16 protein-coding genes and 1 riboswitch are annotated in these 18809 nt (G+C 71.2%); of the genes, 7 read left to right on the top strand and 9 right to left on the bottom strand.

Going from position 1 to position 18809, the window contains the following annotated elements; genetic code table 11:
• Positions 1–86 precede the first annotated feature (86 nt).
• Positions 87–614, top strand: coding sequence for a DoxX family protein (locus tag ACFVYL_RS26870; protein ID WP_389720132.1), 528 nt, complete (start codon positions 87–89; stop codon positions 612–614).
• On the opposite strand, the gene ACFVYL_RS26875 is transcribed toward ACFVYL_RS26870, so the two are convergent.
• Positions 611–850 (bottom strand): hypothetical protein, encoded by a 240-nt coding sequence (locus ACFVYL_RS26875; RefSeq protein ID WP_389720134.1) that lies wholly within the window; start codon positions 848–850, stop codon positions 611–613. The two genes, ACFVYL_RS26870 and ACFVYL_RS26875, sit on opposite strands and share 4 nt — an antisense overlap.
• On the bottom strand, positions 837–2219 hold the full coding sequence (locus ACFVYL_RS26880; RefSeq protein ID WP_389720135.1) for a PspC domain-containing protein: 1383 nt from the start codon (positions 2217–2219) through the stop codon (positions 837–839). Before ACFVYL_RS26880 ends, ACFVYL_RS26875 begins: the two co-directional genes overlap by 14 nt.
• A gap of 184 nt (positions 2220–2403) precedes the next feature.
• On the opposite strand from ACFVYL_RS26880, the gene ACFVYL_RS26885 reads away from it, so the two are divergent.
• Together ACFVYL_RS26885 and ACFVYL_RS26890 are read left to right on the top strand one after the other, a co-directional pair.
• Positions 2404–3693 carry a PspC domain-containing protein gene (locus ACFVYL_RS26885; RefSeq protein WP_389720137.1) on the top strand — a complete coding sequence of 430 codons (1290 nt, stop codon included), beginning with the start codon at positions 2404–2406 and terminating at the stop codon, positions 3691–3693.
• Entirely contained in the window at positions 3690–4421 is a 732-nt protein-coding gene (locus tag ACFVYL_RS26890) for a LuxR C-terminal-related transcriptional regulator (RefSeq protein WP_389720139.1), read from the top strand. Before ACFVYL_RS26885 ends, ACFVYL_RS26890 begins: the two co-directional genes overlap by 4 nt.
• A 16-nt stretch (positions 4422–4437) precedes the next feature.
• Here the strand turns inward: ACFVYL_RS26890 and ACFVYL_RS26895 are convergent, their stop codons facing one another.
• Together ACFVYL_RS26895 and ACFVYL_RS26900 are read right to left on the bottom strand one after the other, a co-directional pair.
• Positions 4438–5079 carry a hypothetical protein gene (locus tag ACFVYL_RS26895; RefSeq protein ID WP_389720141.1) on the bottom strand — a complete coding sequence of 214 codons (642 nt, stop codon included), beginning with the start codon at positions 5077–5079 and terminating at the stop codon, positions 4438–4440.
• A gap of 96 nt (positions 5080–5175) precedes the next feature.
• Positions 5176–6267 carry an NlpC/P60 family protein gene (locus ACFVYL_RS26900; RefSeq protein ID WP_389720143.1) on the bottom strand — a complete coding sequence of 364 codons (1092 nt, stop codon included), beginning with the start codon at positions 6265–6267 and terminating at the stop codon, positions 5176–5178.
• A gap of 346 nt (positions 6268–6613) precedes the next feature.
• Here ACFVYL_RS26900 and ACFVYL_RS26905 point away from each other — a divergent pair, with 346 nt between their 5' ends.
• Positions 6614–6967, top strand: coding sequence for a hypothetical protein (locus ACFVYL_RS26905; RefSeq protein WP_389720145.1), 354 nt, complete (start codon positions 6614–6616; stop codon positions 6965–6967).
• 94 nt (positions 6968–7061) lie between these two features.
• Here ACFVYL_RS26905 and ACFVYL_RS26910 read toward each other — a convergent pair whose 3' ends face one another.
• The gene (locus tag ACFVYL_RS26910; protein ID WP_389720147.1) at positions 7062–8306 is read right to left on the bottom strand and encodes an NlpC/P60 family protein; all 1245 of its coding nucleotides are present in this window, start codon (positions 8304–8306) and stop codon (positions 7062–7064) included.
• A gap of 7 nt (positions 8307–8313) precedes the next feature.
• A riboswitch (cyclic di-AMP (ydaO/yuaA leader) is annotated at positions 8314–8470 on the bottom strand.
• 242 nt (positions 8471–8712) lie between these two features.
• Here ACFVYL_RS26910 and pcrA point away from each other — a divergent pair.
• Entirely contained in the window at positions 8713–11247 is a 2535-nt protein-coding gene (pcrA, locus tag ACFVYL_RS26915) for a DNA helicase PcrA (protein ID WP_389720149.1), read from the top strand.
• A gap of 21 nt (positions 11248–11268) precedes the next feature.
• Here the strand turns inward: pcrA and ACFVYL_RS26920 are convergent, their stop codons facing one another.
• Together ACFVYL_RS26920 and ACFVYL_RS26925 are read right to left on the bottom strand one after the other, a co-directional pair.
• A complete protein-coding gene (locus ACFVYL_RS26920; RefSeq protein WP_389720151.1) occupies positions 11269–12735 on the bottom strand; it encodes a M23 family metallopeptidase in 1467 nt (488 codons plus the stop codon).
• A gap of 182 nt (positions 12736–12917) precedes the next feature.
• Positions 12918–13700, bottom strand: coding sequence for an esterase/lipase family protein (locus ACFVYL_RS26925; protein WP_389720153.1), 783 nt, complete (start codon positions 13698–13700; stop codon positions 12918–12920).
• A 658-nt stretch (positions 13701–14358) separates the two neighbouring features.
• Between ACFVYL_RS26925 and ACFVYL_RS26930 the strand changes: the two genes are divergently transcribed.
• Entirely contained in the window at positions 14359–14784 is a 426-nt protein-coding gene (locus tag ACFVYL_RS26930; RefSeq protein ID WP_389720155.1) for a cobalamin B12-binding domain-containing protein, read from the top strand.
• A gap of 218 nt (positions 14785–15002) precedes the next feature.
• Here ACFVYL_RS26930 and ACFVYL_RS26935 read toward each other — a convergent pair whose 3' ends face one another.
• Entirely contained in the window at positions 15003–16076 is a 1074-nt protein-coding gene (locus ACFVYL_RS26935; RefSeq protein ID WP_389720332.1) for an aldo/keto reductase, read from the bottom strand.
• A 137-nt stretch (positions 16077–16213) separates the two neighbouring features.
• Between ACFVYL_RS26935 and ACFVYL_RS26940 the strand changes: the two genes are divergently transcribed.
• The gene (locus tag ACFVYL_RS26940) at positions 16214–17047 is read left to right on the top strand and encodes a helix-turn-helix transcriptional regulator (protein ID WP_389720157.1); all 834 of its coding nucleotides are present in this window, start codon (positions 16214–16216) and stop codon (positions 17045–17047) included.
• A gap of 48 nt (positions 17048–17095) precedes the next feature.
• Here ACFVYL_RS26940 and ACFVYL_RS26945 read toward each other — a convergent pair whose 3' ends face one another.
• Positions 17096–18721 carry a DUF5691 domain-containing protein gene (locus tag ACFVYL_RS26945; protein ID WP_389720334.1) on the bottom strand — a complete coding sequence of 542 codons (1626 nt, stop codon included), beginning with the start codon at positions 18719–18721 and terminating at the stop codon, positions 17096–17098.
• Positions 18722–18809 lie beyond the last annotated feature (88 nt).

Here is an 18809-nt window from a genome sequence, read left to right on the forward strand (position 1 = left end):
CTTTGGGAAACCGCCGCACGTCGGTGAGCAGCGGCCCCGCTTCGTACGTATCGTCAGAGACGGGACCACGCGAGAGGCGGAGTGCCATGGCGCACGGCATACGGACGGACAGCCACATCGGCCACACCCGCCACCTCAGGCGCGACGAATGGCGCGACACCGCCACCCGCTACGCCCTGCTCCCTCTGCGGGTCTTCCTGGGCGTCACCTTCATCTACGCCGGCCTGGACAAGCTCACCGACAGCGCCTTCATGCAGGCGAGCGGCTCCGGCTCAATCGGCGCCACGATGGAGGGCGTCCGCGACATCTCCGCGATCCCCGCTCTCGTCGACCTCTCCCTCAAGAACCCCGTCGGATTCGGCTACGCCATCGCCCTCGGCGAGCTGGCCGTCGGCATTGGCACACTGATCGGGCTGTTCGCCCGGGTCGCCGCGCTCGGCGGTGCCCTCGTCTCGCTCAGCCTCTGGCTGACGATGAGCTGGCACGAGGAGCCCTACTACTACGGCAACGACCTGGCCTACCTGATGGCGTGGCTGCCGCTGGTGCTCGCCGGAGCCTCGGTCTTCTCCCTCGACGCGCTCCGTGCCGCTCGCCGCAAGAAGAACAGTCCCTAGTCCCGCGACGTCTTGGCGTCCCGCGGCCGCCCGCCCGCGCGGGCCGTGCCTCTCGGGCGTATTCCATGGACCGCCGCCGCCACGCCCGCGAGGAACAGACCGGCCATCACGAGCGGCAGCACGACGAACCACGGTGTGTCCCAGGCACCGCCCGCGTCGCCCGCGTATACGACGGCGACCGCCAGCAGGGAGAGCCCTGCCACCAGCTTGCCGGGGTGGAATTCATGACGTAGCACGGGTCACCTTCGCTTGTCCGACGCCGACTTCGAGGCGCAGATCGATCGTGCCGCCGTCCTTGCTGCCCGAGGGCGGCCGCAGCGTCACCTTCTTCTCACGGCCCGGAGCGATGTCCAGGTCCTCGCTCTTGTCGTCCGGCAACACGATGTCGCCGACGCCCACTTCCGCGTCCAGTCGCACCGTGACGTCCTTCGGCACGATCACCCTGAGGTCGCCCGCGCCGAGCTCGGCGCCGGTGGTCAGTGTCCTGCCCTTGCCGATCTCGACCTTGCTGAGATCGAGGGTGCCTCTGCCGAGGCCCACCTCGTACCGGGGGCGGACGTCCGTCGTCGTGGCCGGTATCCAGTCCGTGCGGGAGTAGTGCGTCGTGATGTTCTTCGGCAGGGCCGCCGCGCCGGCGAGCAGGCCGGCGGTGAGCACCGCCAGCACGATCGACCCCGCGCCGGTGCGCCCGGCGAAGGCGCTGATCGCGATGCCGATGCCGAACACCGCGAGCGCGCAGGCGAGACCTGTCTGCAACGTCGTGCCGAGCGGATGGCCCTCCCAGGTCAGGCCCGTGCCGAGGCCGCCCGCGAGCAGCGCGGCCAGGAACACCAGGCCGCCGATCCAGCGTGGCCCGCGGGGCTTGGGCGCGGGAGCGGCCTCGGTCGCCCTGCGGGGCACGCCCCGGTGCGCTATCGGCTCATAGCCGATGTCCAGGCCCTCGGGGCCCCAGAAATAGCCCGACATCCCGACGTGCGTACCGTCCTTGACGATCGGGTCGCGCCACCACGAAGGGTGCACCGCGACGGGCGGCGCCTTCGCCTCGGGCGGGGCGTCCGCCGCGGCCTGGGCCGCCACCGGATCGGTGTCGTGGGTGTCGCGCTGCCGTGACCAGTACCCCGCCCCCGCGAGGAGCAGGGCGAGGACGGCGGCGAAGGTGAGCGCCCCGCCGTTGTGCAACAGGGTGAGGAAGACGCCGCAGCCGACGAGCGCGAAGAGCACGGCGGTCAGCGCCTGTCCGTCGACCCGGCCGGAGAGGAGCCTGCGCGCCTCGTTCTCCTCCGCGTCCTCGTACGGCACGAAGAGCCAGGCGAAGCCATAGACCACCAGGCCGACGCCGCTCGTTATCGCGAGCACGGCGATGCCGATGCGGAAGATCACCGGGTCCATGTCGCAGTGCCGGCCGAGACCGGCACACACGCCGCCGATCTTCTTGTGCCGGCGGTCCCGGCGGAACTTCCGATCTTCCGCGGGAGGGCCTGCCGCGCCCGCCGCGTGGCTGCCCACGTGACCGCCCGCGGGTCCGCCCGGCTCGCCGTACGCGGTGCGCACGACATCGCGGAGGGCGGCCTCGGTCTCCGTCTCGGCGGGCTGCTGATCTGTCATGTGTCCATGGTGACGGCCGCGGGCCCGCCGCGGCAGTCCGGACGACCCTGGACGAACCCTGATATCGCCCCTGAGGCTTCTCGGGCCGTACCCCTGACAGGGCCGGCACAGGGGCCGAGATCAGGGATGTCTCGGGGGCCGACCCTGATGCCCCCGCTCGCGCTCGCGTGTGAATATCGATGACATGCCGGAAGCCGCTGCATCACCCCTCGACGACGTCCGACCGCTGCGCAAGCTCTACCGCAGCGGTGACGGCCGTTGGCTGGGCGGCGTCGCGCGCGGTCTGGCCGGGCACCTCGGACTGCCCGTGGTCTGGGTCCGGCTGATCTTCGTCGGCCTGTGCATGGCGGACGGCCTCGGCGGTCTGCTGTACGCGGCGTTCTGGTTCTTCGTCCCGCTCGGCGTGGGCGGTGTGGACGCCGAGCGCCCGCCCGCGGCCGTCACGACCGAGACGGCGCCGGACGGCCGCCGAAGACTCGTGGCCCGCAAGCCCGACAAGGGGCAGCTCGTCGCGCTCCTCGCGATGGTCGTCGTCGCCATGGTCTTCGTCAGCAATGTGGACCTCGACGGTTCGACCAAGGCGTATGTCGTCCCGACCCTGCTCGTCGCCGCCGGTGTCGCCCTCGTCTGGCGACAGGCCGACAACGCCCGCAGGGCCCGCTGGATGGCCGTCGGCCGCCGCAGGCGCACCCTGACACTCGCCCGCTCTGCGGCCGGGGTGCTCCTGGTCGGCGCCGGAGTCTCCGGCATCTTCGTGCTGCAGGGCTCCGCCGCGCACCTGGGCGCTGTGCTGCAGGCCTCGCTCGCCGTGCTCGTCGGCGTCGCGCTGCTCGCAGGCCCCTATCTCGTCCGCATGATGCAGGACCTCTCCGAGGAGCGGCTGATGCGGATCCGCGCCCAGGAGCGGGCCGAGGTGGCCGCCCACGTGCACGACTCCGTGCTGCACACGCTGACCCTGATCCAGCGCAACGCGGAGAGCGCGAGCGAGGTGCGGCGCCTTGCCCGGGCCCAGGAGCGCGACCTGCGGGCCTGGCTCTACAAACCGGAGGGCACCGGCAAGGACGAGGACGAGGAGCCCGACACCCTCGCCGAGGCGGTGCGCCGCAGCGCCGCCGAGGTCGAGGACAAGCACGGCGTCCCCATCGAGGTCGTCGTGGTCGGCGACTGCCCGCTCGACGAGCGGCTGACCGCACAGATGCAGGCCGCGAGGGAAGCGATGGTGAACGCCGCCAAGTACGGTGGCGAGGGCGGCGCGGTGCAGGTCTTCGCCGAAGTCGAGGGGGAGACGGTGTTCGTGTCCGTCCGGGACCGCGGTCCCGGTTTCGACCTGGACTCCGTGCCGGACGACCGCATGGGCGTACGAGAATCGATCATCGGCCGCATGCAGCGCAACGGTGGCACGGCGCGGCTGCGCGCGGTGCCGGGCGGCGGTACGGAAGTCGAGCTGGAGATGGAGAGGACGGCGACGACATGAGCGACGCGACCGGGGCGAACGGGCCCACGGAGCCGACCGGGGCGGACGAGGGCGGCGGTGCGGACGGGCGTCGTGCGCGAGTCGTCCTGGTCGACGACCACCGGATGTTCCGCACCGGTGTGCAGGCCGAGATCGGGCGGACCGACGTCACCGGCGTCGAGGTGGTCGGCGAGGCCGCCGACGTCGACCAGGCGGTCACGGTCATCACGGCCACCCGACCGGAGGTCGTCCTCCTGGATGTGCACCTCCCGGGCGGCGGCGGGGTGGAAGTCCTGCGCCGCTGCTCGCCGTTGATGGCCGACGCGGAGAACCCGGTGCGCTTCCTCGCGCTGTCGGTCTCCGACGCCGCCGAGGACGTCATCGGTGTCATCCGGGGCGGCGCCCGCGGCTATGTCACCAAGACCATCACCGGCGCCGACCTGGTGGACTCCGTCTTCCGTGTGCAGGACGGCGACGCGGTGTTCTCGCCGCGCCTCGCCGGGTTCGTCCTGGACGCCTTCGCCTCCACCGACGCGCCCCCGGTCGACGAGGATCTGGACCGCCTTACCCAGCGCGAGCGGGAGGTCCTGCGGCTCATCGCGCGCGGGTATGCGTACAAGGAGATCGCCAAGCAGCTCTTCATCTCCGTGAAGACCGTCGAGTCGCATGTGTCGGCGGTGCTGCGGAAGCTGCAGCTGTCCAACCGCCATGAGCTGACGCGCTGGGCGACGGCGCGGCGCCTGGTCTGACCGGCCGGGCGGGGCGTCAGCGATGGGCTGCGGTGGCCGGGGGCACCGCCGGGCTCAGGTTCCGCAGCGCCCACCGGTAGTGGCCGACGGCCTTCGCGGCTCCGAGGAGGCCGGTCAGCCACATGATCAGGCCGACGCCCATGCCGAGGACGACGTCGGCGTACGTCTCGTGGCCGGGCTCGGCGTGCGCGGCCACCGCGAAGGACACCCACAGGCCGAGCGCGCACACGGCGAGGGACGACAGCAGCCAGAGGAGGCTGAGGGCGGGGGAGCGCAGCCGGGCGTCGGACACCGGGTGGCTGTCCAAGGTGAGCCAGGCGTCGGTGAGTTGATGGATGCGCCGGTCGTGGCGGATGCCGAGGACGACGCCGGTCACCGCGGGGGCCAGCATCGCCAGGCCGAGGATCGCGAGAACCGGGCCCAGGACGAAGCCCGTGACGTCCTCGTCCGCGAGCATCCGGAACGGCTGGACCAGCAGCGTCCAGCCGATGACGCCGCCGAGACCGCAGAGCCACAACAACAGGAGCCGGCCCACCCCGAGGTGCCGCCGCCGCAGCTCCACGAGGGCCGTGCCGCGGTCGACGAGCAGCGTCCGACGGTCCGGCCAGGTGCGCAGATATACAGGTGGCGGGGGCGGTGGCAGCGTACGGCTAGGCATGCACGTGACATTACTGGGGGGTGCCGAGACGGTAGCGGTGGGTTGGCGGTGCGGATCTTGGGCGGGAGGTGCACCGGCTCGCGCCACGCGGGTGGGTCACGCCACGCGGGTGGCTCCCGCGAACGGCATCTGGTCGATCGGGGCGAGCCGTACCGGGGCGCTCGGGTTGGGGGCGTGGATCATCTGGCCGTTGCCGACGTAGAGGCCGACGTGGCTGATGCCGGAGTAGAAGAACACCAGGTCGCCGGGGCGCAGTTCGGAGCGGGAGACCCGTTTGCCCGTGGCGATCTGGGCGTAGGTGGTGCGCGGCAGGGAGACGCCCGCGGAGCGGTACGCGGCCTGGGTGAGCCCTGAGCAGTCGAAGGCGTCCGGCCCGGTGGCGCCCCAGACGTACGGGCTGCCGAGCGCTTTGTACGCGTAGGAGACGGCGGACGCGGCACGGGCGTTGGGGGCCTTGGCGGCATCCGGAGGGGCGCCGCGGGCGCTTGAGCGGGCAGCGCGGTCGCCGAGGTCGCCGAGGTCGCCGAGGTCGCCGCGGACGCCGCGCTCGTCGTCCGGGGCGGCGAGTTCAGCGCGCTGATCGGCGGTGAGCCGGGACAGCAGCCGCTTGGCCTCGCCGAGTTTCGTGGTGACGGTCTTCTTGTGTTTGCGCAGCTCCGACTGGCGGGCGCGGAGCGTGGCCAGGCGGTCGGCGGCCGCGCCCCGCAGCTGGTCCATCTCCCGGAGCTGCGCGCGCACGTCGCGCAGGGCCACGGACTGACGGCCGCCGGCCCGGTCGGCGCGCTCCGCGCGGTCCAGGAACTGCCCGGGGTCGGAGGAGAGCATGAGTTGTAAAGAGGGGTCGATGCCGCCCGCGCGGTACTGCGCGGCGGCGTACGAACCCAGGCTGTCGCGGGCGGAGTTGAGCTTCTCCGTCTTGCGGGCGGCCTCGTCGCGCAGCTCGCCGAGTGATTTTTCGGCCTTCTCGGTCTTCTCCTTCGCGCCGTTGTACTTCTCGGTGGCCGTCTCCGCCTCGCGGTAGAGCGCGTCGACCCTGGACTTCACCTCGGCGGGACCGAGCTGTGGGTCGGCGTGTCCCGTGCCGTCGAAGGCGGTCGTGGACGCGGCTCCCGCGAGGGCGAGGGTGGCGGCCGTACGGACCGTGCTGCCGCTGAGCGAGCGCTGTCTGGGCTTGCGGTGCGCTGCCACGAAGAGGGGCTCCTTAAGGTGTCCGGCGGCGGCCCGCACAGGGGGAACAGGCCGCCGCCGGGTCTTTCGGTGGTGGTGTCCGACGGCCGCCCCGGATCGGGCGGCGTTGGGGAGCCGGTCACCTGGTGGAGGACGCTAAACCTGGCCGTCACGGGTTGGTGACGGATTGTGCGCAACTGGCGGAAGTGGGCGTCCCGACGACCGGCTCCGACCGTGTCGATCACGGGGTGGCGGCTGCTTCGCGTACAGCCGTGACCGATGGCTCGATTGCGATGTGCCTGGCGGGGCGTGGTGGTAAGGGGGCGGTGGCCGGGAGGGGTGGGCACCCCGGCTAGGCTCCGGCCTCATGGACCTACTCATCCATCTCTTCGTCGGCCTCCACATCATCGGCATCGGCTCGCTCCTGGGCGGTTTCCTGACCCAGATGAAGCAGATGGGCCAGGGCACGGCCCGTTTCAATCCCGCGATGCTGCACGGCTCGCTGACCATGCTCGTCACGGGTGTGGTCCTGGTGGGCCTCAACCAGGCGGACGACAACACGGTCAACAACCTCAAGATCGGCATCAAGCTGGCCCTGCTGATCGTGATTCTCGCGCTGGTCTATGTGAAGCGGGACGAGAAGAAGGTCGACAAGGGTCTGTTCGGCGCGGTCGGCCTGCTGACCGTCGCGAACATCTTCATCGCGGTGCTGTGGACCTGATGACCCCACCCACATGAAAGTGGCCCTCCACGCGCGCGTGGAGGGCCACTTTCATGAGGTGTGCTTCTGAGCTGTGGTGCATGGGGTGCGACGGTTACGCGGGGCGCACCACGCTGTGGATCGGCATGTAGTAGATCGACTCGACGCGGACGTTCGCGCCCGGCTTCGGGGCGTGGATCATCTTGCCGTTGCCGATGTAGATCCCCACGTGGCTGATGTCGTCGTAGAAGAACACCAGGTCACCCGGTTTGGCGTCGGCGGTCTTCACGGTCGTGCCGACCTTCACCTGGTCCCACGTGGTGCGCGGCAGGGAGATCTCGGCGGCCTTCCACGCGTCCTGGGTGAGCCCTGAGCAGTCGTACGAGTCAGGGCCGGTGGCGCCCCAGACGTACGGCTTGCCGATCTGGGCCTGCGCGAAGGCGATGACCTTCGCAGCCTTGGTGGCGTAGCCGCCGTCCGTGCTCCCGGAGCCCGAGCCCGAGCCCGAGCCCGAGCCCGAGCCCGAGCCCGAGCCGGAACCCGAGCCCGAGCCGGACCCCGCATCAGAACCGGAGCCGGACCCGGAGCCCTGCCCCTGCTCCCGCTCCTTCTCCCGCTGGGCCGCCTCCTCCGCCTTGCGCGTGCGCGCCGCCTCGGCGGCCTGCTCGCGGGCCAGCTTCTCGGCCTTGCGCCTGGCCTCCTGCTTCTTCTTCCGCTCGATCTCCGCGAGCCGTGCCTTCTCCTGCGCCGTCAGCTGTGAAAGGACCTCGCGCGCGTCGCCCAGCTTCTTCTGGACGGTCTGCTTGCTCGTCCTGAGGTCGTCCCGCGAATCGCTCAGGTTCTCCAGGCTCTTCGCGGCCTTCGCGCGCTGCTTGGTCGCCGACGCCTGCTGCGTCGTGTAGGCGTCGACCGCCTTCTTCTGGCGCGTGGTCAGCCGGCCCGCGAGGTGGTTCTGGTCGAAGTAGCCCTGCGGGTCGTCGGCGAGCAGCATCGTGGCCGTCTCGGAGACGGCGCCGGTGCGGTACTGCGCGGCGGCGAACGAGCCGAGCTCCTTGCGCGCCTCGTTCAGCTCGTCGGTGCGCTCGGCCACGTCGTCGAGCAGGCGGTCGACCTTCTTGCGCTGCTTGTCGGTGCGCTCCTTGGCCGCGTTGTACTTCTGCGTGGCCACACCGGCCTGCTGGTAGAGCTCGTCGACCTTCTTCTGGACCTCTTCGAGGCTGGGCTTCGTAGGAGCGGAGGGCGCTGCCTGTGCGCTCTGCGACAGGAGGGCGACGGAGGTGAGGGCCGCTGTCGTGATGCCGATGGCGGGGGAGGTGCGAATTCCGGCTGTCCGGGTCCGCGGCTTGCGGTGCGACGCCAAGGGAGGCGACTCCTTCCGTAGACCGCCTACCGGGTTAGCTGTCGGGTTCGGGCGGGTGGTCCGGAAGGTTGCCCTACGGTCCCGTACTTCGTACGGGACCGATTCACCCCAAGTTCTCGGTGGGTCCCCGGCTCCGAACATGTCGGACTCGGCGGAGGCCACCCGTTCCCGGCGGGTTCGCCGGTGGGGGGACGAGCGGCCCGCCGAGCACGCTAGCCAACTCGTGTGGTCCCTGTGAAGGTTGATGTTCGATATGCCCGATACATTTTCGTGACTTTTCGCGGCCTCGACGCGGCCATGCCACCTGGATGCGGAGCGTGAGCGTCCACGCGCAGGGCGTGGGCAGGCACGAGGTGACCGGAACCCGCAGCGGGTTGTCAGTGGGGCCGCCTAGACTCGGGAGGCGATGAGCAGCCTCTTTGATGACAGCTTCCTGGCGGACCTGCAGCCCTCCCGGGCCACGGACGAAGCACCCCCGCCGCCGCCCGAGGACAGCGCTCCGGAGCCCATTCCGGACGACCTGTTCGACGGGAAGTTCGACGCGCCCATGACCCGGGACTCGCACTACCGCGACGGTGCCCCCCGCCCGGTCATCGACCCGGCGACGCTCCTCGACGGGCTGAACGAGAACCAGCGCGCGGCCGTGGTGCACGCCGGATCCCCCCTGCTCATCGTCGCCGGCGCCGGCTCCGGCAAGACCCGTGTGCTGACCCACCGCATCGCGCACCTGCTCGCCGAGCGTGGTGTGCACCCCGGCCAGATCCTCGCGATCACCTTCACGAACAAGGCCGCGGGCGAGATGAAGGAGCGCGTGGAGCAGCTCGTGGGCCCGCGGGCGAACGCGATGTGGGTGTCGACGTTCCACAGCGCCTGCGTCCGCATCCTGCGCCGCGAGTACAAGAAGCTGGGCTTCACGTCCTCCTTCTCGATCTACGACGCCGCGGACTCCAAGCGTCTGATGGCCCTGGTCTGCCGTGACCTGGACCTCGACCCGAAGAAGTTCCCGCCGAAGTCCTTCAGCGCCAAGATCTCGAACCTGAAGAACGAGCTGATCGACGAGGAGGACTTCGCAGGTCAGGCCGCCGACGGTTTCGAGAAGACCCTCGCCCAGGCCTACGCCATGTACCAGTCGCGCCTCCGCGAGGCGAACGCGATGGACTTCGACGACCTGATCATGACGACGGTCCACCTCCTTCGTGCCTTCCCGGACGTAGCCGAGCACTACAGGCGCCGCTTCCGGCACGTCATGGTCGACGAGTACCAGGACACCAACCACGCCCAGTACGCACTCGTGCGCGAGCTGGTCGGCCCCTCCGGAGGCGAGGACGACGACCCCGCCGAGCTGTGTGTGGTGGGTGACGCGGACCAGTCGATCTACGCGTTCCGCGGCGCCACGATCCGTAACATCCTCCAGTTCGAGGAGGACTACACCGACGCGACGACGATCCTCCTGGAGCAGAACTACCGCTCCACACAGACGATCCTGACCGCCGCCAACGCGGTCATCGAGCGCAACGAAAGCCGCCGCCCGAAGAACCTCTGGACCAACCAGGGCGCGGGCGCGCGCATCACCGGGTACGTCGCGGACACCGAGCACGACGAGGCGCAGTTCGTCGCCGACGAGATCGACCGCCTCACCGACGCGGGCGACGCCAAGGCCGGCGACGTGGCGATCTTCTACCGGACGAACGCCCAGTCCCGTGTCTTCGAAGAGATCTTCATCCGCGTCGGCCTGCCCTACAAGGTCGTCGGCGGCGTCCGCTTCTACGAGCGCAAGGAGGTCCGCGACGTCCTCGCGTACCTGCGCGTCCTCGCCAACCCCGAGGACGCCGTCCCGCTGCGCCGCATTCTCAACGTCCCCAAGAGGGGCATCGGCGACCGCGCGGAAGCGATGATCGACGCGCTCTCGCAGCGCGAGAAGATCTCCTTCCCGCAGGCCCTGCGCCGCGTCGACGAGGCCTACGGGATGGCGGCCCGGTCGGCCAACGCCGTCAAGCGGTTCAACACGCTCATGGAGGAGCTGCGGACCGTCGTCGAGTCCGGCGCGGGCCCGGCCGTCGTCCTGGAAGCCGTGCTCGAACGCACCGGCTACCTCGCCGAGCTGCAGGCCTCGACCGACCCCCAGGACGAGACGCGCATCGAGAACCTTCAGGAACTCGCCGCCGTGGCCCTGGAGTTCGAGCAGGAGAACAGCCAGGCGCAGGGCGACGGCCAGGCCGAGGGTGTCACGGGCGGCGAGGAAGGCGAAGGCGAGGGCGAGGGCGGTGCCCCGGCCGGTACGCTCTCCGACTTCCTGGAGCGGGTCGCCCTGGTCGCCGACTCCGACCAGATCCCCGACGAGGACGACGACTCCGGAGTCATCACCTTGATGACCCTCCACACCGCCAAGGGGCTTGAGTTCCCGGTGGTGTTCCTGACCGGCATGGAGGACGGCGTCTTCCCGCACATGCGCTCCCTCGGCCAGGTCAAGGAGCTGGAGGAGGAGCGCCGTCTCGCGTACGTGGGCATCACGCGCGCGCGTGAACGGCTCTACCTGACACGGTCCTCCATGCGCAGCGCCTGGGGCCAGCCGTCGTACAACCCGCCCTCGCGCTTCCTCGAGGAGATCCCGGACGCCCATCTGGACTGGAAGCGGACGGGCTCCGTCGGCGCACCGGCGTCGTCCGGCTCCGGAGGATCGGGACCGGCCGGGGGCATCGCCTCGTCGCTGTCGTCCTCGCGCTCGCGTGCCGGCGGCGCACAGGGCTTCGCCACGCGCCGCGCCTCGGAGAAGCCGGTGGTCTCGCTGGCCGTCGGCGACCGGGTCACCCACGACCAGTTCGGTCTCGGTACGGTGGTCGGCGTGAAGGGTACGGGGGCGAACGCCGAGGCGACGGTGGACTTCGGAGAGCCCAAGCCCAAGCGCCTGCTGCTGCGGTACGCGCCGGTCGAGAAGCTGTAACGCCCAGGGCGGCGGCCGGAGTTACGTCGGGTCGAGGTCGTGGCTGCGCAGCCACGGCAGCGGGTCGATCGCCGAGCCGCCGCCGGGGCGCACCTCGAAGTGCAGGTGCGGGCCGGTCGAGTTGCCGGAGTTCCCGGAGAAGGCGATGGGCTCGCCTGCCTTCACGGGGCCGCTGGAGATCTTGTGCGTGGAGAGGTGGCAGTACCACGTCTCCGTGCCGTCCTTGGCGGTCACGATCGCCATGTTGCCGTAGGCGCTGTTCCACTTCGTCGACACGGTGCCGTCGGTCGCGGCCAGGACCTCCGTGCCGTACGACACCGGGAAGTCGATGCCGGAGTGCGCGGACATCCAGTTGACGCCGGCCTGTCCGTAGTACGCGCTCAGGCCGTGCTGCTTCACCGGCAGCGCGAACTTGGGGCGCAGCCGCTCCTTGCGCGCGGCCTCGGCGGCCGCCTTCTTCTCGGCGGCCACCTTCTGGGCCTTGAGGTCGATGCGCTCCTGGGTGCGGCTCGCGCGGTCGGCGAAGTCGCCCGCGTCCGCGGAGAGGTTCGCCAGCTGGGTGTCCAGCTTGTTGTTGGCGGCGGAGGGCTGCACGGACGTGGGGTCCGGGGCGGAAGCCGTCGTGTCCTTGGTGTCGTCCCCGCCGAAGTCGCCCACGGAGGCGGCGGCGACGCCGGCCACGCCCATCACGCAGGCCGAGGGCACCGCGACCGTGAGGAACGCGGAGCGTTTGGCGGGGGTGCGGCGGCGGGTCCGCGAACCGTTCCCGCCTCCGCCGGAGCCACTGCCGCCCTTGCCCCGGGAGGCGCGGCGGGAGGGGGCCGTAGTCTCCGCGGCCGCGTCGGGAGCGGCGCTCGCGGTGTCGGTTCGCGCGGTGTCTGTTCTCGCGGTGTCGGTTCCGGATCCGGCGCCGTTCTCGTACGGGGCGCCGTTCTCGTACGGGGCGTCGGTCTCGTACGCGGAGTCCGGGGAGATCTCGTAGGCGGGGGGCGCGTTGTGCGTCTCGCCCGCGGAGTTCCACGCCGTGGCGTCGTACGCGCCGGTGTCGAAGGTCTGCGTGTCCCACTGGCCGGTCCGCGGTGCCTGGTCCCAGGCGGCGGTGTCCCACTGGCCCGTGGAGTCGGGGCCCGGCTGCGCGGGGATGTCGATGAGCTGCTGGTGGCCGCCCGTCGACCACATCGAGGTGTCGTAGCTGTCGGCGTCGTACGTGGCGGCGTAGTACTGCGCGGCGTACGCGTCGTGGGTGAGCGTCTGCTGGGACCCCGTGGTGGTCGCCCACTGTCCCGTGTCGTGACCGCCGCCCGGCATGTCGCCGAAGAGGGGGTCGACGGCGAAGGTACCGGTGTCGTAGGCGCCGGTGGAGTAGGGGTCGTAGCCGTAGCCGCCGTGCTGGGCGCTCTGTGGGTCGTACGGCGCGTAGTGCGCGTGGTCGGCGCCGGGAGCCGAGGACGGGGGAGTCGAGCTCCCCGACGGGTGACGGTCGTTCACCAACTTCTCTTTCGCCTCGGCAGCAGGGGCAGAGCAGTGCGGTGACTGTACCCGGCGGTATACGGGCGCGACAATCTTCGGCAGGTTTCGCGGTTTCAGGAAACGGGCATTCGGCCGTCTTTCGGCGGACTGTGGGCACAGCCTTGGCCTTGCGTTCGACGGTCGTTCGATGAAACTGCGGGTCAGGCGACCGTGAGGCCGCCCGGCGCGCTCCGTGCGTCGGCCCCCGGGTGCGCCAGATCGAGGGCCTGGCGGATGCCGGTCGCGACCGCGGGATGCACCGGAAGCGCGAGGTGACCGATGCCGGTCACGCGGACGTTCTGCGCGGTCAGGTCGGGGTGGTCGACGCAGGCCGATTCGAGCGGATCCATGATCTGGTCCAGGTCGCTCCAGAAACTCACGAACTGCGTACGGCAGCCCGCTGCCGGTTCCCTCAGCTCCTCGATCACGTCGGAACCCGGCCGCATCTGCCGGACGATCGGGTGTGCGTCCGCGAGCGGCACGACGCGGGTGCCGGAGTGCGGTGTGCCGAGCGTGACCAGGGTGCGGACGCGTGCGTCGCCGCCGAGCCGCTGCGCGTAGTAGCGGGCGATCAGGCCGCCGAGGCTGTGCCCGACGATGTCGATCCGGTCGTGTCCCGTGCGTTCGCAGATTTCTTCGATGTGGCGGCCGAGCAGCTCGGCGGCGACGCGGATGTCGCACGTGAGGGGGGAGTAGTTGAGGGACTCCACGCAGCGGCCACCGTGCTGCGACAGCGCGCGGCGGAGCAGGACGAAGACGGAGCGGTTGTCGATGAAGCCGTGCAGGAGGAGCACCGGTGGCCTGCTGTCCGGTGGCAGGCGCGGGGCGTCCGGGGGCGGCTGCAGCGGGGCCGCCCGGCGTTCCTGGGTGATGCCGGAGGGATAGAGGAGGAGATGGCCCGTGAGGATCGTCAGCTCCAGGGCCGTCGCTTTCAGGAGGGCCACGGAGAGACCGGCGACCTTCGGCGGCAGGGCGGGCAGGGTGGGCAGGCTCGGCAGGCGAAGTGCCGGGAGCGCGGCGAGGGGTATCCCCCTGAGGGGTAACCCCGAGAGGGGAATTCTCGGGAGCGGGAGTGGGAGCGGGAGTGGGAGCGTCCGGAGTGGCCCGCGGCCGAGGATTCTCGGCAGCAGCGCGCTGAACGGACGAAAGGGGCGGGCCCCTGTGACCGGCATCGTCGACCTCCCGACGGCGCACGGAAGGACGGCTCTGTCCCCCGTGTGCCCTAGGGGGAGTCATGGTCGAGGAGTCGGCTGCGCGATGGCGATATGGGCCCCCGTGGAGTGGTGGCTCCGTGCCCCCGTTGCCTCGCCGATGTGCGGTGTCACCACGCCGTGCGGCTGCCGGCGCGGTGGTCCGGCGATCTCGATGTGGCTCCCCTCGCGCCTGGTCCGGATGCGGAGCGTGAGCCCCTGGGTAGCGGATGGCGCGCAGCGAACGTGTCCCTCCGTGTGATTTCCCCCTCGCTCTCCACCGTGAAACTGCCGCTTGCGCGATGCTGGGGATAACGTTCGTTCACTTCCCCGGCCGGTGCGGTGCGGGGTATCTGTGCCGGGACAGACTGTTGTCGGTCGCCGGAACGGATATCGGTACATGGAGGCAGTGATGGGTGTGGCAGCCGGGCCGATCCGCGTGGTGGTCGCCAAGCCGGGGCTCGACGGGCACGATCGCGGGGCCAAAGTGATCGCGCGGGCGCTGCGTGACGCCGGTATGGAGGTCATCTACACCGGCCTGCACCAGACGCCCGAGCAGGTGGTCGACACCGCGATCCAGGAGGACGCCGACGCGATCGGCCTCTCCATCCTGTCCGGTGCGCACAACACCCTGTTCGCGCGGGTGTTGGAGCTGTTGAAGGAGCGGGACGCGGAGGACATCAAGGTCTTCGGCGGCGGCATCATCCCTGAGGCGGACATCGCGCCGCTCAAGGAGAAGGGTGTCGCTGCGATCTTCACCCCGGGCGCGACGACCGCGTCGATCGTGGAGTGGGTACGGGGGAACGTACGGGAGGGCGCCGGGAGCGCGGGGGCCTGAGTCGCCGGGTCTGCTCGTGACCGGCGTCTTGAGCGGGGTACGCCTCCAGGCCGTTGGCCGCGACCAACGGTGCAGGTGTGCCGATGCCCGCCCCGGGGCGGCGGTTGCGCTGCCCCCTCGGGGCTCGATCGGCGTCAGCGGTCAGTGGCTCAAGCGGTCAGCTGTCAGTGGCTCAAGCGGTCAGCGATCAGTGGCTCAAGTGGTCGGCCGGCAGTGGCTCAGTGGCGGGTCTCGATCTTCAGGTCGCCCGCCGTCACCTTGCGCATGTGGTCACCGGCGAGCAGGTCGTGCGGATAGCCGAGCCCGATCGCGCCCACCTCGTCGAGGCGGGCCAGGTGGGAGGCGGTGAAGTCGACCTCCAGGGCGCCCAGGTTGTCCTCCAGTTGAGCGGGGGTACGGGCGCCGATGACCGGTGCCGTCACGGCCGGGTTCGACAGGGTCCAGGCAAGCCCGATCTGGGCGGGCGAGCGGCCCAGCTCCCTGGCGACCTCCTTCACGGCATCGGCGACGGCGAGGTTGCGCTCGGTGAGCGTGCCGAGGGCGAGGTTGAAGCTCTTGCGGGCGCTCTCGCCGGGTACGCCGGGTACGGCGCCCGTCCCCGTCAGGTCGTCGCGGGTGTACTTGCCGGTGAGCACCCCGCCGGCCAGCGGTGAATACGGGACCACTCCCAGCCCCAGCTCGCGTGCCATGGGGATCAGATCGCGTTCCCCGGCGCGCTCGATCAGGTTGTACTCGATCTGCAGCGCGACCAACGGCGACCAGCCGCGCAGGTCCGCGATCGCCTGCATGCGCGACACCTGCCAGGCCGGGGCGTTGGAGATCGCCACGTACAGGACCTTGCCCTGCCGGACCAGGTCGTCCAGACCGCGCAGGATCTCATCGACCGGTGTCGTGAAGTCCCATACGTGCAGGTAGAGAAGATCGATGTAGTCCGTGTCCAGCTGTCGCAGGCTGGCCTCCACCGACGCGAACAGGCTCTTGCGGTGAGCGCCCCCGGAGTTCGGGTCGCCGGGGCGGCGCAGTGTCGAGTACTTCGTCGCCAGCACCAGGCTCTCGCGGTGCTCGCGGGCGAACGCGCCAAGGAGGCGTTCGGAACTGCCGTCGGTGTAGGTGTTGGCGGTGTCGATGAAGTTACCGCCGCGCTCCACGTAGAGATCGAACAGCTTGCGTGCCTCCTCCTGTTCGGCGCCCCAGCCCCATTCGGTGCCGAAGGTCGCCGCGCCCAGGGCCAGCGGTGAGACCCGCAGTCCGGAGCGGCCGAGGAGCCGGTAGCTGTCGAGGGTGAGCGACATCATGTCCTCCTGTGCTTGTCATCCGTCGTCGAGCGCCGTGGGGCGCCGTCGAGAACAAGCCTGTGACCGCCGAGGGCCGGAGGTAAGGGAGAGCGGATCCTGGGAACACCGCTCCTACCCTGGCTGTTGGGCCCGGCATGACGACCCACGCCCTGGACGCGACTCAGGAGTTGGCCGCGTTCCTGCGGTCCCGTCGCGAGAGTCTGGACCCGCACGCACTCGGCCTGCCCTCGCGCCGGCACTCCCGGCGGACGCCTGGACTGCGTCGCGAAGAGGTCGCCGAACTGGCCGGGATCAGCGTCGACTACGTCGTGCGGCTGGAACAGGCCCGCGGGCTGCGGCCCTCGGCGGACGTGGTGGAGGCGCTGGCCAGGGCGCTGCGACTGGCCCCTGACGAACGCGCCTACCTCTTCGGTCTGACCCGGCAGCGCCCCCGCGGCGCCGACAAGCCCTCCACCACCGCGGCGCCCCCGCTGGCCGGGCTGGTCGCCGACCTCTCGCCGCTGCCCGCCGTACTGATGAACCACCGCTACGACATCCTGGCCTGGAACGACGCGATGGCACGGCTGCTCCTGGACTTCGAAGCCTTGCCGCCGCGGCAGCGCAACGCGATGTGGCTGTGCCTGATCCACCCGGAGATACGCCAGCTCTACGTCGACCGCGCACGCGTCGTACGGGAAGGGGTCGCCCACCTGCGCGCGGCGTGGGCCGCGCATCCGGAGGACCGGACGCTGAGCGAACTCATCACCGAGTTCATCGCCCGTGACGAGGACTTCGCGCGCCTGTGGGCGGAGCGGGACGTCAGGGGCAACGGCCGTGGCCACAAGGTGCTGCGGCACCCCGACGCCGGTGTCATCGCCGTGCACTTCGAGGTGCTCACGCCCCTTCAGGACCCGGACCAGCGGCTGATGATCTGCCGCCCCGCGGACGACGGGAGCCGGGCGGCGATGGACCGGCTGCGCGCACGTTGACGCCCGGCGCGGACCTCGCGCTTCGACAGGCCGGTCCGGCGGCGGTGCTCACCTCGGCGGGCAGAGCTCGTCGCGGATCGCCGCGCGCAGGCGGAGCGTCGTCACCAGGCGCTGGAACGCTTCCGACCAGTAGCCGCCCGCACCGGGTGACGCGTCCTCCGGTTCGTCGGGTATCGCGGTGAGCGCCTCCAGGCGGACCGCCTCCGCCGGGTCCAGACAGCGTTCCGCGAGGCCCATCACTCCGCTGAAGCTCCAGGGGTAACTGCCCGCGTCCCGCGCGATGTTCAGAGAGTCCACCACCGCCCGGCCCAGCGGCTCCGCCCACGGCACCGCGCAGACGCCGAGCAGTTGGAACGCCTCGGACAGGCCGTGCGCCGCGATGAAACCGGCCACCCAGTCCGCCCGTTCGGCGGCGGGCAGCGAAGCGAGCAGTTTGGCGCGCTCCGCCAGGGAGACGGCGCCGGGGCCCGCCGCGTCGGGTGCCGCGGGGGTGCCGAGCAGCGCCCTGGACCAGACCGCGTCACGCTGCCGTACGGCCGCACGGCACCACGCCGCGTGCAGCTCGCTCCGCCAGTCGTCGGCCACGGGGAGCGCCACGATCTCGGCCGGGGTGCGGTTGCCGAGGCGGGGCTGCCAGGTGGCGAGCGGGGCCGCCTCCACCAACTGGCCGAGCCACCAGGAGCGTTCGCCCCGGCCGGCGGGGGGCTTCGGGGCGACGCCGTCCCGTTCCATGCCCGCGTCGCACTCGTGCGGGGCCTCGACAGTGAGCGTCGGCGTGTGCGAGGTGTGGTCGACGGCCACGCAGGAGGCCGCGCGCGCCGACATCCGGCCGGCCAGGGCGGATTCGGGGAGGGCGGACAGCAGCTCGGCCGCTGTGGAGCGGACGTTGCGGCTGCGGTCGCTGAGGGCCTGCTCCAGGAACGGCTCGTCCTCGGCGGTCAGGCCGGTGCGCAGCGAGTCGAGGAACATCAGGCGGTCCTCCGCCCGCTCCGTCGGCCAGGTGGATACGAGCAGGTCACGGGCGGTGCGAGCGTCCTGTGCGCGCAGCGCCGTGAGGAGGGCGACACGCTCGGCGAAGAGGCCTTCCTCCCAGAGCTTTCGGACCTCGGGGGCGTCGTCGGTGGCAGGAAGCGCGAGGCCGCCGCCCGGGGTGGAGCGGAGCGCGAACTTCCAGTCGGGGTTCAGGCGGGCCAGCCACAGGGCCCTCGGACCGGCGAAGGCGAGGGCTTGGGGGCGCAGGTCCGTGCGACCGCGCGCCGCGTTCAGAAGGGCGGGCAGCAGCTCGGGGGGCGCTCCGTACCCCCGGGAGTTGGCCATGGCCAGCCACTGGGGCAGGAGCTCCATCAGGTCCGGTGCCGCACCCCGGCGTCCGCCGCTGCCGGTTCCGGGCTGGTCGGTGAGGAGCGTCGCGAGCCTGCGCCCGGCCGCGGGCGGCAGCGGGGGGCGGGGATCGTCCGCCGCCGGTTCGGGCAGGGCGGCGGCCGGGGCCGGGCGCAGCCCCGCCCTGCGGCGCACCGTCTGCACCGCCGCCGCGTCCAGGAGGGCGGCCGGTGCCCCCTTGCCGGGTGCCCGCAGGACGGGCGGGAGCGTGCGCCGGTCGGTGCCGAGCAGCGCCGTGGTGACCAGGTCGTCCCACGAGGGGCGGGTGTCGGGGGCGGGGGGTGCGGTGGGCATGTCCGTCTCCTGGTGTGTGTTCTCCCGCTGTCCGTCCTCCCGCTGTCCGCCCTCCCGCTGTCTGTCCTCCTGGTGTGCGTTCTTCTGG

Source organism: Streptomyces sp. NPDC058308 (assembly GCF_042880275.1).
Classification (GTDB): Bacteria; Actinomycetota; Actinomycetes; order Streptomycetales; family Streptomycetaceae; genus Streptomyces.

Bases quoted from the DNA above. Each gene is read 5' to 3' on its own strand.
- ACFVYL_RS26870 (WP_389720132.1), top strand. From the start codon at position 87: ATGGCGCACGGCATACGGACGGACAGCCACATCGGCCACACCCGCCAC.
- ACFVYL_RS26880 (WP_389720135.1), bottom strand. From the start codon at position 2,219: ATGACAGATCAGCAGCCCGCCGAGACGGAGACCGAGGCCGCCCTCCGC.
- ACFVYL_RS26885 (WP_389720137.1), top strand. From the start codon at position 2,404: ATGCCGGAAGCCGCTGCATCACCCCTCGACGACGTCCGACCGCTGCGC.
- ACFVYL_RS26890 (WP_389720139.1), top strand. From the start codon at position 3,690: ATGAGCGACGCGACCGGGGCGAACGGGCCCACGGAGCCGACCGGGGCG.
- ACFVYL_RS26895 (WP_389720141.1), bottom strand. From the start codon at position 5,079: ATGCCTAGCCGTACGCTGCCACCGCCCCCGCCACCTGTATATCTGCGC.
- ACFVYL_RS26905 (WP_389720145.1), top strand. From the start codon at position 6,614: ATGGACCTACTCATCCATCTCTTCGTCGGCCTCCACATCATCGGCATC.
- pcrA (WP_389720149.1), top strand. From the start codon at position 8,713: ATGAGCAGCCTCTTTGATGACAGCTTCCTGGCGGACCTGCAGCCCTCC.
- ACFVYL_RS26930 (WP_389720155.1), top strand. From the start codon at position 14,359: ATGGGTGTGGCAGCCGGGCCGATCCGCGTGGTGGTCGCCAAGCCGGGG.
- ACFVYL_RS26935 (WP_389720332.1), bottom strand. From the start codon at position 16,076: ATGTCGCTCACCCTCGACAGCTACCGGCTCCTCGGCCGCTCCGGACTG.
- ACFVYL_RS26940 (WP_389720157.1), top strand. From the start codon at position 16,214: ATGACGACCCACGCCCTGGACGCGACTCAGGAGTTGGCCGCGTTCCTG.
- ACFVYL_RS26945 (WP_389720334.1), bottom strand. From the start codon at position 18,721: ATGCCCACCGCACCCCCCGCCCCCGACACCCGCCCCTCGTGGGACGAC.